We start from the raw sequence: 12,869 nt of genomic DNA on the forward strand, positions 1-12,869 counted from the left end.
CCCGGAAACACCAGCGGCATACGTGACCTGGGTCATCACAGCTGGGTAACGTCCGCCTCTTCCACTCGACCGGAGCAGGGGCTACCTGAACCAAAAACGCGGGCCCGCCCGGATTCCCCCACTCGGAGGGAACCCGGACGGGCCCGGTCACGGAACGTCAGGTGTTACGAGTTCACCAGCTGCCGCAGCACGTACTGGAGGATGCCGCCGTTGCGGTAGTAGTCCGCCTCGCCGGGGGTGTCGATGCGCACCACCGCGTCGAACTCCTTCACCGAGCCGTCTTCCGCGGTGGCGGTGACCTTCACGGTGGACGGGGTGGAACCGTTGTTCAGCTCGGTCACCCCGGCGACGGCGAAGGTCTCGGTGCCGCTCAGGCCCAGCGAGGTCGCGCTCTCGCCGGCCGGGAACTGGAGCGGCAGCACACCCATGCCGATCAGGTTCGAGCGGTGGATGCGCTCGTAGCTCTCGGCGATCACGGTACGCACACCCAGCAGGCGGGTGCCCTTCGCGGCCCAGTCGCGGCTGGACCCCGAGCCGTACTCCTTGCCGGCCAGCACCACCAGCGGGATCTGCTCGGCGGCATAGGCCTGGGCCGCGTCGTAGATCGTGGTCTGCTCCCCGCCGGCCAGGAAGTTGCGGGTGAAGCCACCCTCGACGCCGTCCAGCAGCTGGTTCTTCAGCCGGATGTTGGCGAAGGTGCCGCGGATCATCACCTCGTGGTTGCCGCGACGGGAACCGTAGGAGTTGAAGTCCTTCCGGGCCACACCGTGCTCGGCCAGGTAGACGCCGGCGGGCGAGTCCACCTTGATCGAGCTGGCCGGGCTGATGTGGTCGGTGGTGACCGAGTCGCCCAGCTTCGCCAGCACCCGGGCCCCGGCGATGTCGGTGACCGGCGACGGCTGGCTCTGCATGCCCTCGAAGTAGGGAGGCTTACGCACGTAGGTGCTCTCGGCGTCCCAGGCGAAGGTGCCGCCCTCCGGGGTGGGCAGCGACTGCCAGCGCTCGTCACCGGCGAACACGTCGGCGTAGTCCCCGACGAACATGTCCTTGGTGATCGAGTCCTCCACCACCCGTGCGACTTCCTGCGCGCTGGGCCAGATCTCGCGCATGAACACGTCGTTGCCGGACGAGTCCTGGCCGATCGGGTCGGTCTCCGGGTCCCAGTCCATGCTGCCCGCGAGCGCGTAGGCGATCACCAGCGGCGGCGAGGCCAGGTAGTTCATCTTGATGTCCGGGTTGATCCGGCCCTCGAAGTTGCGGTTACCGCTCAGCACCGAGACCACGGTGAGGTCGTTCTCCTGCACCGCGTTCGAGATCTCCTCCGGCAGCGGGCCGGAGTTGCCGATGCAGGTGGTGCAGCCGTAGCCCACCAGGTGGTAGCCGAGCTTCTCCAGGTACGGCGTCAGGCCGGCCTTGGCGTAGTAGTCCATGACCACCTTGGAACCCGGCGCCATCGTGGTCTTCACCCACGGCTTGACCGAGAGTCCGCGCTCCACCGCGTTCTTCGCCAGCAGCGCGGCGGCCACCATGACGGACGGGTTGGAGGTGTTGGTGCAGCTGGTGATCGCGGCGATGGTGACGTGGCCGTGGTCCAGCTCGGTCTTCGTACCGTCGGCCAGGGTGACCGGAACCCGCTTGTGCGGGCGGCCGTTCGACTCGTGCGGGCTGACCGGGCGGTCGGCCGGGCTGGTGGACGACGCGGCCGGGGCGTCACTGGCCGGGAACGACTCGGCCACCGCCTCGTCCTGCGGGCCCTCCGGCGTCACGTAGTCACCGATCGTGCCGCGGAACGACTTCTTCGCGTGCGACAGCTCGATCCGGTCCTGCGGGCGCTTCGGCCCGGCGATGCTGGGAACCACTGTGGACAGGTCGAGTTCGAGGTACTCGGAGTACTTCGCCTCGGACGACGGGTCGTGCCAGAGACCCTGCTCCTTGCAGTACGCCTCGACCAGCGCCACCTGCTCGTCGCTGCGGCCGGTCAGGCGCAGGTAGTCGAGCGTGACCTCGTCGATCGGGAAAATCGCACAGGTGGAGCCGAACTCGGGGCTCATGTTGCCGATCGTGGCCCGGTTGGCCAGCGGCACCGCGCCCACGCCCTCGCCGTAGAACTCGACGAACTTGCCCACCACGCCGTGCTTGCGCAGCTGCTCGGTGATGGTCAGGACGACGTCGGTGGCGGTGACCCCGGCCGGGATCTCGCCGCTCAGCTTGAAGCCGACCACGCGCGGGATCAGCATGCTGACCGGCTGGCCGAGCATCGCGGCCTCGGCCTCGATACCGCCCACGCCCCAGCCGAGTACGCCGATGCCGTTGACCATCGTGGTGTGCGAGTCGGTGCCGACGCAGGTGTCCGGATAGGCGATCCCGTCGCGTTCGAACACGACGCGGGCCAGGTGCTCGATGTTGACCTGGTGCACGATGCCGGTGCCCGGGGGCACCACCTTGAAGTCGTCGAAGGCGGTCTGGCCCCAGCGCAGGAACTGGTAGCGCTCGCCGTTGCGCTGGTACTCCAGCTCCACGTTCTTCTCGAACGCGTCCGGCCGGCCGAACACGTCGGCGATGACCGAGTGGTCGATGACCATCTCGGCCGGGGCCAGCGGGTTGATCCGGGCCGGGTCGCCGCCCAGGTCGGCCACGGCCTCGCGCATGGTGGCCAGGTCGACCACGCACGGCACACCGGTGAAGTCCTGCATGATCACCCGGGCCGGGGTGAACTGGATCTCGGTGTCCGGGTCGGCCTTCGGGTCCCAGCCGGCCAGCGCACGGATGTGGTCGGCGGTGATGTTCGCGCCGTCCTCGGTGCGCAGCAGGTTCTCCAGCAGGACCTTCAGGCTGAACGGCAGCTCGGCCGCACCGGGGACGGCCGAGAGCCGGAAGATGTCGTAGCCGGCGTCACCGACGGCGAGCTCGCCGCGGGCGCCAAAGCTGTCGAGGCTTCTCACACTGCTCAACGAGAGCTCCTTAGATCGTCGTAGACCGTCTGTCTCCGGGGACCATACTAAAGTATCTCGACGTCAAGATAAGTTAGCCGAACCTAACTCAGAGACTGCCCCTCCACGGCCCGCGCGGCAGGTCGACGCGCGGGCGCTCGCGGCGACGGCCGACCGTGGACGACGAAACACCGGGCACCCTCGCCCCGCCGGACCGCCCCCGCCGGACCACGACCCGGCAGGGCGGGAGCCGGTCCCGGTGCGCTGATCAGTTGCGGCGGCGCCCCCGCGCGGAACCACCCGGACGGCCACCGGCCCGGGGCCGCGGCGCCCGCTCCGCCACGGCCGGGACCGCCGCCGGGGCCGGCCGGTCGCCGGCCGGTTCCAGCACGGCCACGCACTCCACGTGGTGGGTCATCGGGAACAGGTCGAACGCCCGCAGGCCGGTCAGCCGGTACCCGGCCGCGGCGGCCGTCGCCAGGTCACGCGCCAGCGCCGCCGGGTCGCAGGCCACGTAGACCACCACCCGCGGGGCCAGGGCCACGACCTGGGCGATGACGTCCTTGCCCGCGCCGGAACGCGGCGGGTCGAGCACGACCACGTCCGCGCCGCCGCGCGCACCCTCCGGGCCCGCCGGGGCCAGCGGCCCGCCGTCGGCGGCGAGCCGGGGCAGCACCCGCGGCACCGAGCCGTTCTCCACCCGCACCTGGTCCAGGTCGTGCAGACCGCGGCGGGCGTCGGAGGAGGCCCGGGCGTCGCCCTCGACCAGGATCACGCTGCCGGTCACGCCGACCTGCGCGGCCAGCCCGGCCGCGAACAGGCCGACCCCGCCGTAGAGGTCCAGCGCCCGCTCCCCCGGCTGCGCGCCGGCGGCGGAGAGCACGGCGTCGAGCAGGGTCTGCGCGGCAGCCGGGTGCACCTGCCAGAAACCGGTGCCGGTCACCCGGAACGGACGCGGCTCACCGTCGACCGTGACCTCCTCGGTCACCCAGGTGCGGCCCTTCACCTGGTGCACACCGGTGTCGTCGCGGGTGGCCAGGTTGGTGCCGAGCGGCAGCCTGGGCAGGCGCAGCTTGTCGCCGGTGCGCCCGGCCACCGGCTCGGCCACCACCAGCGGGTCGCCCACCGACGGCGAGATCACCTCGACCGCCAGCGCATTCGGCCAGCGCGCGTCGAGCACCCCGAGCGAGCTCGCGGCGGGCGCGGCGATCAGGCACTCCTTCACCGCGATCACGTCGTGCGAGCGGTGCTTGCGCAGCCCGGGCCGGCCCTCGGTGTCCACCGTGAAGCGCACCCGGGTGCGCCAGCCCAGCCCGTCGCCGTCCGGGCCCTCCACCACCACGTCGGGCACCTGGTCCAGCTTCGCGATCCGGCGCAGCTGCTCGGTCACCACGTCGGCCTTCAGCCGCCGCTGGGTGGTCAGGTCGGCGTGCTGCCAGTCGCAGCCGCCGCACAGCCCGGGCCCGGCCACCGGGCAGGGCGGCTGCACCCGTTCGGGCGAGGGCTCGATCGCCTCGACCGCGTCGGCGCGCCAGAACTTGGCGTCGGGCGCCGACTCGGTCAGCCGGGCCAGCACCACCTCACCGGGCAGGGCGTGCCGGACGAAGACCACCCGTCCGTCGTACCGTGCCACGCAGTGCCCACCGTGGGCGACCGGCCCGACCTCCAGCTGGATCAGCTCATCGGTGACCAGCCCGGGCCCGGCCGGGCCGGAGGAGCGGGACGGCGCCGGGCGGCGCCCGCTCTCGTCGTCCCCCATTGATCCGAACGAACTAGACATTCTCTTCCTTCTTGACCACATCGTCCCCGGACGCCGGCGACAGGGTGCCGCGCCGGGCGTCACCGGGTGCGGGCTTGCTCTCGTCACCCAGCCGCAACCGCGACGAGTGCAGCTGCCAGGGCACGCTGGCCACGATCACGCCGGACATGAAGTGCAGGCCGCTCTTGAGCCGCAGGGCACTCTGGTTGTGCAGCAGTTGCTCCCACCAGCGTCCGACCACGTACTCCGGCACGTAGACCACCACCAGGTCGCGCGGGCTCTCCCGGCGCACACTGCGCACGTAGTTCAGCACCGGCCGGGTGATCTCCCGGTAGGGCGAGTCCAGGGCCCGCAGCGGCACCGGGATGTCGCGCCGGTCCCACTCCTCCTGGAGACGCCGGGTCTCGTCCGGGTCCACCGTCACGGTGACCGCCTCCAGCACCGAGGGCCGGGAGGCCCGGGCGTAGGCGAGCGCCCGCAGCGTGGGCTTGTGCAGCTTCGACACCAGCACGATCGCGTGCACCCGGGAGGGCAGCACGCGTCCCTTGGTGTCGTCCTCCTCGTCCAGCTCGGCACGCACCTTCCGGTAGTGCCGGCGGATCGCGATCATCAGCACGAACAGCAGGGCCATGAACAGCAGGGCCAGGTAGGCGCCGCGGGTGAACTTGGTGATCAGCACCACCACCAGCACGCTGCCGGTGATCGCCACGCCGATCGCGTTGATCACCCGGGACTGCTGCATCTTGCGCCGCGCGGCGGCCTCGGTCTCGCTGCGCAGCAGCCGGGTCCAGTGCCGCACCATGCCGGTCTGGCTCACCGTGAACGAGATGAACACCCCGACGATGTAGAGCTGGATCAGCCGCGTGACCTGGGCGTCGAAGGCCAGGATCAGCGCGCTGGCGCCGGCTGCCAGCAGGATGATGCCGTTGCTGTAGGCCAGCCGGTCGCCGCGGGTGTGCAGCTGACGCGGCAGCAGGTCGTCCTTGGCCAGGATCGAGCCGAGCACCGGGAAGCCGTTGAAGGCGGTGTTCGCGGCCAGCACCAGGATCAGCCCGGTGGCGAAGGTCACCAGGTAGTACATCGGTGGGAAGCCGCCGAACAGCGCCTGGGCCACCTGCCCGATCACCGGGTCCTGCACGTAGCCCTCGCCCACCGACTGCCCGTCGCGGAACAGCTGCTCGGCCGGGAACTCGGCGAACCGCACGTGCATCAGCCGGGACAGCACGATGATCGACATCAGCATGGTCACGGCGATGCCGCCGAGCATGGCCAGCGTGGTGGCGGCGTTGCGGCTCTTGGGCACCTTGAACGCCGGCACCCCGTTGCTGATCGCCTCGACACCGGTCAGGGCGGCGCAGCCGGACGAGAAGGCGCGCAGCAGCAGGAAGCCACCGGCCAGGCCGGCCAGGCCCTCGCTGAACTGGTCCTCCGGGATCAGCGTCAGGTCGGAGCTCTCGGCCATCGGCAGGTCGCCGAAGAAGTACTTGACGAACCCCCAGGCGCTCATCCCGAGGATCGAGAACATGAACACGTAGGTGGGCACCGCGAAGGCGCTGCCCGACTCCCGCACGCCGCGCAGGTTGATGGTGGTCAGCAGGGCCACCACCAGCACGGCGAGCATGGCCTCGTGGCCCCGCAGGAACGGCATGGCCGACGCCGCGTACTGCGCCCCGGACGAGATCGAGACCGCCACGGTGAGCACGTAGTCCACCAGCAGCGCGCTGGCCACCGTGATCCCGGCGGTCGGCCCGAGGTTGACGGTCGCCACCTCGTAGTCACCGCCGCCGGAGGGGTAGGCGTGCACGTTCTGGCGGTAGGAGGCGACCACGATCAGCATGACGAAGACCACGGCGACGCCCACCCAGGGCGAGAGCGCGTAGGACGTCAGGCCCGCGGCGGCGAGCGTGAGCAGGATTTCGTCGGGTGCATAGGCGACGGACGACAGCGCGTCGGAGGCGAAGACCGGCAGAGCGATGCGTTTGGGCAGAAGCGTCTCGCCCAGTCGTTCGCTGCGCACGGGCCGTCCGATGAGGAGCTGTTTGACGGCGCCGGGAAAGGATGGCACGACGGGTCATCGTAGGCCCGCATCCCCGGCGGGCAAGACCTGGCCGGTCCCGGGTGACGAACGGGTAGGGAGCTTGACCCTCCCTTGGGCGAACTCCGGAGCCCAATGCGTGTACCTTCGGCGGCGGACGTGCCGAGAGGGCGGTGCGAACCAGATTCGGAGAGAAGGCCGGACGAACGTGCACTTCGTGATCATGGGATGCGGCCGTACCGGTTCCACCCTGGCCCAGATGGTCGAGGACCGCGGCCACACGGTCGCGGTGGTCGATCAGAACGCCAACGCGTTCCGCCGCCTGGGCCCGCACTTCGAGGGCCGCCGGGTGGTCGGGCCGGGCTTCGACCGCGACACCCTGACCGAGGCCGGGATCGAGGACGCGTACGCGTTCGCGGCCGTCAGCAACGGTGACAACTCCAACATCCTCGCCGCCCGGGTGGCCCGCGAGACGTTCGGGGTCAGCAACGTGGTGGCGCGCATCTACGACCCGGGCCGGGCCGAGGTGTACCAGCGCCTGGGCATCCCCACCGTGGCCACCGTGCGCTGGACCGCCGACCAGATGGCCCGCCGGCTGCTGCCGGCCGGCGCGATCTCCGAGTTCCGCGACCCGTCCGGCGCCGTGGTCATCGCCGAGGTGCAGGTGCACGCCGGCTGGGTGGGCCGGCGGATGGCCTCGCTGGAGGCCGCCTCCGCGGCCCGCGTGGCTTTTCTCACCCGGTTGGGCGAGGGCCTGGTGCCGGGCGCCGACACCGTCTATCAGGAGGGCGACCTGGTGCACTTCGTGCTGCGGCACGACCAGCTGACCTCGGTGGAACAGAAAATGGCCGTCGCGCCGTCGAAGGATGAGCTCTGATGCGGATCGTCATCGTCGGGGCCGGCAGCGTGGGCCGCTCGATCGCGCGGGAACTGCTCACCAACGGGCACCGGGTGCTGCTGATCGACAAGGACCCCAACGCCATCCGGGTCACCAGCGTGCCGGAGGCGGAGTGGCTGCTCGCCGACGCCTGTGAGATCAGCTCGCTGGCCGACGCCGGGCTGGAGGACTGCGACGTGGTCGTGGCCGCCAGCGGCGACGACAAGGCCAACCTGGTGGTCTCGCTGCTGTCGAAGACCGAGTACGGCGTGCCGCGCACCGTGGCCCGGGTGAACACCCCGGCCAACGAGTGGATGTTCGACGAGGCCTGGGGGGTGGACGTCGCGGTGTCCACCCCGCGCCTGATGACCGCCCTGGTCGAAGAGGCCGTGTCGGTGGGCGAGCTGGTGCGCATCTTCACGTTCCAGCAGGGTCAGGCCGCCATGGTCGAGATGACGCTGCCCGACAACTCCACCCTGGCGGGCACCACCGTCGGCGAGATCCACTGGCCCGCCGACACCGTGCTGGTCGGCATCATCCGCGGCGAGCGGCCGATCGCGCCCAGCCGTGACGACGCCCTGGAGGCCGGTGACGAGCTGATGTTCATCACCGTGCCGGAGAGCGAAGAAGAACTCCAGCAGCTGCTGAACCCCCGGGCCTGAGGGCTCACCGGGGGTTCAGGTTCAGCGTGCTTCTAGCTTGAGGACGACGTCGAGCCCGCGACGGGCTCGGCGCCGTCCGTGATCTTGATCGTGGGCACCGCGCGCAGCACCAGCCAGATCAGCCAGATCGCCGCGGCGAACAGCGGGATGCCCAGCACCAGGCCGTTCAGCAGGCCGAGCAGCACGGTCTGGTCGTTGAGGCTGAGCGGCACCTGCACGGCGACCCGGATCAGGAACATGCCGACCCAGATCCAGGTGGCCAGCACGTAGGCCCGGTAGCGCGCCGGATGCCGGCGCCAGGTGAAGTTCTCACCGGTCAGCGGCCCGACGAAGACCCCGACAATGGGCCAGCGGACCGCGATCGAGGCCATGCCGAGCAGCGCCGACCCGCCGTTCTTGACGATGCTGATCAGGAAGACGTCGGAGGCCCGTCCGGTCTGCCGGGACACGAAGGCGCCGAGCAGGATGCCGAACACGCCGCCGATCGCCTGGGTCAGCGGCTCGCGCGCGATCAGCCGCCAGACGATCAGCACGGCCAGCGGCACGAGCGCCGCGTAGACCGACGTGCGCACGTCTTTGGTGATGGCGAAGGCGATCGAGAACACCGTGTAGGGCAGCACCGACTCGACCACGCCGCGCGGGCCGCCGATGACCTTCTTCAGGTCGAACTCGGCGGCCACGGCGGCGGCGAACCCACCCTTGCCGGCCCGCTCCGCGGCATGTTCGGCCGCGTGTTCCGCGACGTGCCCGGCCTGCTCGGTCAGGTGGTGATGGTGGTGGTGCTGGTCGGACTCCCCCGGGACGGGCGCGTGCCCGCGCTGGTCCGGCATCAGCAGCCGGTGCCCGGGACGAGCTCGTACCGCGGGTTGAAGATGGTGGCGGTGCCGCTGGCCTCACAGACCACGCCCTGCACCCGGATGCGCCGGCCCGGCTCGACCCCGCCGATGTGGCGGCGGCCCAGCCAGATGACGGAGATGCTGCCGCTGCCGTCGTAGAGCTCCGCGACCAGCGCGGGGACGCCGGCCCGGGGGCGCAGCGTGACGGCGCGCAGGGTGCCGCAGACCATCGCGGGCTCCCGGGCCTTCAGCTGGGCGATCGGGGTGCCGCCCAGCTTCACGGCCTGCGCCCGCTCCTCGTCGGCGTGCACGACGCTCTGCGGAGCGGTGAACCGGGCGATCGCCCGGCGGAGCCCGAACCGCTCGGCCGGCCCGGCCGTCGCGGCCGGAGCCTGATCTTCTGTGATCTGCTTACCCACGGTTTTCAGAGTACCCATCTCCGACCGGCTTTCCGTCCGCCCGCCGGGTGTTGGAAGAGTGGCCATACGCACTTTTTCCGGTCTGGCGAACTCCTGCACAACAAGCTGTTTCAGATTCTATTCCCATTTTCACAGGGAAGCTTGATCATCTCTTGACGCTCACACGAGAGCCGCCCCGCCGTGACCACGGGCGTGGCTACGGCGGGACGGCTCATCGGTACGACCAGAGTGCAGTTTGAGTTCAGCGCAGGTGAAGCGGGCGAATCCGGGTCAGCGGACCTCGGTGATCTCCGGGCCCCGCTCCGGCGGGCGCAGCGCGTCCTGCTGCTCGCCCTCGGCGTTCTCGCCCTCGGCCTGGGCGTTGTCGGGCAGCCGCAGCGGCAGCAGCTCGCGCGGGGCCATCGCCTCGCTGCCCCGCACGACCACCGTGTCACGCACCAGGTTCTCCAGGTCGAGCGCCTTCTTCTCGTCCAGGGCCGCGGCACCGTGGAAGACCGCCCGCAGGAACCAGCGCGGGCCGTCGACGCCGGAGAACCGGGCGGGCTGGAGCACCGTGCGGCCGTCCGGGGTGCGCGCGGGCACCTTGGCCAGCAGCTCCCGGCCGAACACCCCGGGGACGTCGTCCACCTCGCCACCCTGCCGGGACACGCTGGCCGCGATCTCGCCGCGGATCTCGTCCCAGATGCCGGCCGTGCGCGGCGCGGCGAAGGCCTGGAGCTGGACCGCGGAGTCGTCCAGCTGCACGGTGGCGGCGATCACCTTGCTGGTCTCCTCCTCGATCTCGAGACGCAGCTGGATCGTGCCCTCCCGGGCCGGGAGCTTCAGCGCGCCGAGATCGATGTACGTGCCCTCGGCGTCGGCCTCGGACTCGTCCCAGGGCCCCTGGGAGCGGTCGTACACGTCCGTGGGACCCGCGGGAGCGGTCTCGGGCGCCGCGTCGGCACCGTCCGCCCCCGGGGACGCGCTGTCCTGCTCGTCGACGCCGGAGGCGTCGTCCCCCTTGTTGCGTCGGAACCAGCTCATCAGTGTTCTCCTCGTTGCGTTCCCAAGCCCGTCGACCCGAAGCCGCCCTCGCCCCGTGCGGAGCCGGGCAGCCGCTCCGCCTCGACGAAGTACGCCCGGCTCACCGGCTGCACCACCAGCTGCGCGATGCGGTCGCCCCGGCGCAGCACCACCGGCGTGTCCCGGTCGGTGTTCAGCAGGGTGACCCGGATCTCACCGCGATAACCCGCATCGACCGTGCCGGGCGCATTGACCACCGTCAACCCGAAACGTGCGGCCAGGCCCGATCGGGGATGAACAAAAGCTGCGTAACCGTCCGGCAGGGCGATCGCCACACCGGTCGGGACCGTCTGCCGCTCGCCCGGTGCCAGGGTCACGTCGACCGCCGTGACCAGGTCGGCCCCGGCGTCCCCGGGGTGCGAGTAACCGGGAACGGGAACCCCTGGATCCAGCCGCCGCAGCAGCACCTCGACCTGGCCGGGCGCAAAGCCCTGCCAGCCGGGACCTTCTCCGAGAGCGCCGGCCGGCGCGGAAGACGTGCTCACGGTGGGACAGCGTAGCCAGCGCACCGCACCACCAGCCGCACGCGGGGTGGGCGGGCGTGGGAAGCTGGAGCCTATGAGTTCGGACCAGCGGCAGGCCGCTGACGAAAAGGCCGCCGGTGAGCAGGCTCCCGCCGCGGCACCCCAGACGAAGAAGCAGCTGAGCGAGACGCTGTGGCCGTCTCCGGCGCTGTGGGTCCTGCTGGTCGCCCTCGGGGCGTCGTTCGGCCTGATCCCCGGCCCGGTCAACACCACCTTCGCCGTGATCACCGGGGTGGTCACGGCCGTGCTCGCGGTGGCGCTCATCGTCACCCTCACGCCGAAGGTGGAGCTGGCGAAGGGCGTGTTCTCGGCCGGGCGGGCCAGTGTGCCGGCGTCACTGATCGCGAAGGTGGAGCCGCTGGACGCCGGTCAGATGCGGGTGGCGCACGGGGTGGAGCTCGATGCCCGGGCCTTTCTCTGCACCCGTGGCTGGGTGCGCACCGGGATCCGGGTCACGCTGAACGACCCGGAGGACCCCACGCCGTACTGGCTGATCTCCACCCGCAAACCACAGGAGTGGGTGCGGGCGCTGGGCTCCTAGTTCCGGAGCCCGTGCGCCCCACACACTCGGTTCAGGCCGCGCACTCCTTGCAGATCAGCTGGCCGTTCTTCTCGCCGGCCAGCTGGCTGCGGTGGTGCACCAGGAAGCAGCTCATGCAGGTGAACTCGTCTGCCTGGCGCGGGAGCACCCGGACGGACAGTTCCTCGTTGGAGAGATCGGCGCCGGGCAGCTCGAAGCCTTCCGCCGCCTCCGTCTCGTCCTCGTCGACCGAGCCGGCCGACTTGTCCACACGTCGGGCCTTCAGCTCTTCGAGCGAGTCCTCGTTGAGGTCGTCGTCGGTCTTGCGCGGCGCGTCGTAGTCGGTTGCCATCGTTAGGTCACGCTCCGGGGTATGGAACTCACGAGGACGTGCCCTGGCGCCGCCTCCGCATGCGGAGCCGGTCCAGGCCGCGTTTCCCCCCATGAGAACGGGATTGCTGGTCGTTGCTGGTGTTGCCGGTGGTGCTGTGTTGCGCCGAATGCGGTGCCCGCGCCCTGCAAAATCAAGGTCGTTGCTACCGGACTGTGGACTAACGCGCCCGGGGCCGGATTTGTGCCCGCTCTCGCGGCAGGGATTGTGCACCAGTCGGGGCCCGTTGACCATCCCGCCACCCCGGAGAACCACAACGATTTCGGATCTCGGACAGGATCACCGCTCACCCTCCGTCGTCAGACGGAGCGCCTAACGGGTGATCGTTACGAAATGTTCCCGAGCCGGTCAGCACATGCAACCGGACTGACCTGTTCGACCACGCAGAGTTGAACGTAGAGTGTCGCGCGGTGCAGTGCGTCTCACAGACGTTGCACGGGTGTTACGCAGTATGTCCTCACCCGGGCGGCCGACCATGCACCAGCGTCGGAGGAGATGGCTTCCGGCGCCGAAGGGCTCGCCGGACATCGTTCGGGGGCGAGTGAGGGAGAATTGAATGAGCGAGTTCGTCGCGCAGATCAGGGGCCGTGCGGCTGAGGCCCTGGTTTGGCTCCGCGAAGCTCAGGACACCGGGGACGAGTACCTCGTGAATGTCTCGCTCGGACAGATCGAGTCGATCGCACGGGTCGCCGCCGACCACCAGATCGCCCTGGAGGGGGTGGCCGAGTCGCTCAGCGCCTACGGCCTCCCGGTCCCCCAGGGCCCGCGTGGGGCGACCGCCTAGCTGGGAGACCGGGAGCCCGAGGTTCCGTCAGGTCAGGCCGGACACACACCGGGTGCGAGCCCGGGTACGA

At 70.6% G+C, this 12,869-nt stretch carries 12 protein-coding genes; 4 read left to right on the top strand and 8 right to left on the bottom strand.

Features of this window, described 5'->3' with window-relative positions; genetic code table 11:
- Positions 1–164: 164 nt before the first annotated feature.
- The 3 genes from acnA to KIH74_RS09720 all read right to left on the bottom strand — a co-directional run bounded on the left by acnA (position 165) and on the right by KIH74_RS09720 (position 6,754).
- The gene (acnA, locus tag KIH74_RS09710; protein ID WP_308113700.1) at positions 165–2,942 is read right to left on the bottom strand and encodes an aconitate hydratase AcnA; all 2,778 of its coding nucleotides are present in this window, start codon (positions 2,940–2,942) and stop codon (positions 165–167) included.
- Between the two features lie 256 nt (positions 2,943–3,198).
- Positions 3,199–4,710, bottom strand: coding sequence for a class I SAM-dependent RNA methyltransferase (locus tag KIH74_RS09715; RefSeq protein WP_246571928.1), 1,512 nt, complete (start codon positions 4,708–4,710; stop codon positions 3,199–3,201).
- Positions 4,703–6,754 carry an APC family permease gene (locus KIH74_RS09720; RefSeq protein ID WP_214155479.1) on the bottom strand — a complete coding sequence of 684 codons (2,052 nt, stop codon included), beginning with the start codon at positions 6,752–6,754 and terminating at the stop codon, positions 4,703–4,705. The genes KIH74_RS09715 and KIH74_RS09720 overlap by 8 nt, the downstream gene beginning before the upstream one ends.
- Before the next feature lie 178 nt (positions 6,755–6,932).
- Here KIH74_RS09720 and KIH74_RS09725 point away from each other — a divergent pair, with 178 nt between their 5' ends.
- The gene (locus KIH74_RS09725; RefSeq protein WP_214155480.1) at positions 6,933–7,601 is read left to right on the top strand and encodes a potassium channel family protein; all 669 of its coding nucleotides are present in this window, start codon (positions 6,933–6,935) and stop codon (positions 7,599–7,601) included.
- Positions 7,601–8,263 (top strand): potassium channel family protein, encoded by a 663-nt coding sequence (locus KIH74_RS09730; protein WP_214155481.1) that lies wholly within the window; start codon positions 7,601–7,603, stop codon positions 8,261–8,263. The genes KIH74_RS09725 and KIH74_RS09730 overlap by 1 nt, the downstream gene beginning before the upstream one ends.
- A 32-nt stretch (positions 8,264–8,295) precedes the next feature.
- Here the strand turns inward: KIH74_RS09730 and KIH74_RS09735 are convergent, their stop codons facing one another.
- The 4 genes from KIH74_RS09735 to dut form a co-directional block, all read right to left on the bottom strand.
- Positions 8,296–9,093 carry a DUF3159 domain-containing protein gene (locus tag KIH74_RS09735; protein ID WP_214155482.1) on the bottom strand — a complete coding sequence of 266 codons (798 nt, stop codon included), beginning with the start codon at positions 9,091–9,093 and terminating at the stop codon, positions 8,296–8,298.
- A complete protein-coding gene (locus tag KIH74_RS09740; RefSeq protein WP_246571930.1) occupies positions 9,093–9,518 on the bottom strand; it encodes an OB-fold nucleic acid binding domain-containing protein in 426 nt (141 codons plus the stop codon). Before KIH74_RS09740 ends, KIH74_RS09735 begins: the two co-directional genes overlap by 1 nt.
- Positions 9,519–9,788: 270 nt before the next feature.
- Positions 9,789–10,541 carry a DUF3710 domain-containing protein gene (locus KIH74_RS09745; RefSeq protein WP_214155483.1) on the bottom strand — a complete coding sequence of 251 codons (753 nt, stop codon included), beginning with the start codon at positions 10,539–10,541 and terminating at the stop codon, positions 9,789–9,791.
- Positions 10,541–10,987 (bottom strand): dUTP diphosphatase, encoded by a 447-nt coding sequence (dut, locus tag KIH74_RS09750; protein ID WP_372492029.1) that lies wholly within the window; start codon positions 10,985–10,987, stop codon positions 10,541–10,543. The genes KIH74_RS09745 and dut overlap by 1 nt, the downstream gene beginning before the upstream one ends.
- A 151-nt stretch (positions 10,988–11,138) precedes the next feature.
- On the opposite strand from dut, the gene KIH74_RS09755 reads away from it, so the two are divergent.
- A complete protein-coding gene (locus KIH74_RS09755) occupies positions 11,139–11,645 on the top strand; it encodes a DUF3093 domain-containing protein (RefSeq protein WP_214155485.1) in 507 nt (168 codons plus the stop codon).
- Between the two features lie 31 nt (positions 11,646–11,676).
- Here KIH74_RS09755 and KIH74_RS09760 read toward each other — a convergent pair whose 3' ends face one another.
- Positions 11,677–11,976 (bottom strand): DUF4193 domain-containing protein, encoded by a 300-nt coding sequence (locus KIH74_RS09760; RefSeq protein ID WP_052533293.1) that lies wholly within the window; start codon positions 11,974–11,976, stop codon positions 11,677–11,679.
- Positions 11,977–12,571: 595 nt separating this feature from the next.
- On the opposite strand from KIH74_RS09760, the gene KIH74_RS09765 reads away from it, so the two are divergent.
- Positions 12,572–12,799, top strand: coding sequence for a hypothetical protein (locus KIH74_RS09765; protein WP_214155486.1), 228 nt, complete (start codon positions 12,572–12,574; stop codon positions 12,797–12,799).
- Positions 12,800–12,869 lie beyond the last annotated feature (70 nt).

The sequence above is a fragment of the Kineosporia corallincola genome (assembly GCF_018499875.1).
In the GTDB taxonomy this organism is placed as follows: domain Bacteria; phylum Actinomycetota; class Actinomycetes; order Actinomycetales; family Kineosporiaceae; genus Kineosporia; species Kineosporia corallincola.

Coding starts and splice junctions, on each gene's coding strand:
- KIH74_RS09715 (WP_246571928.1), bottom strand. CDS start 4,710: ATGTCTAGTTCGTTCGGATCAATGGGGGACGACGAGAGCGGGCGCCGC.
- KIH74_RS09730 (WP_214155481.1), top strand. CDS start 7,601: ATGCGGATCGTCATCGTCGGGGCCGGCAGCGTGGGCCGCTCGATCGCG.
- KIH74_RS09735 (WP_214155482.1), bottom strand. CDS start 9,093: ATGCCGGACCAGCGCGGGCACGCGCCCGTCCCGGGGGAGTCCGACCAG.
- KIH74_RS09745 (WP_214155483.1), bottom strand. CDS start 10,541: ATGAGCTGGTTCCGACGCAACAAGGGGGACGACGCCTCCGGCGTCGAC.
- KIH74_RS09755 (WP_214155485.1), top strand. CDS start 11,139: ATGAGTTCGGACCAGCGGCAGGCCGCTGACGAAAAGGCCGCCGGTGAG.
- KIH74_RS09760 (WP_052533293.1), bottom strand. CDS start 11,976: ATGGCAACCGACTACGACGCGCCGCGCAAGACCGACGACGACCTCAAC.
- KIH74_RS09765 (WP_214155486.1), top strand. CDS start 12,572: ATGAGCGAGTTCGTCGCGCAGATCAGGGGCCGTGCGGCTGAGGCCCTG.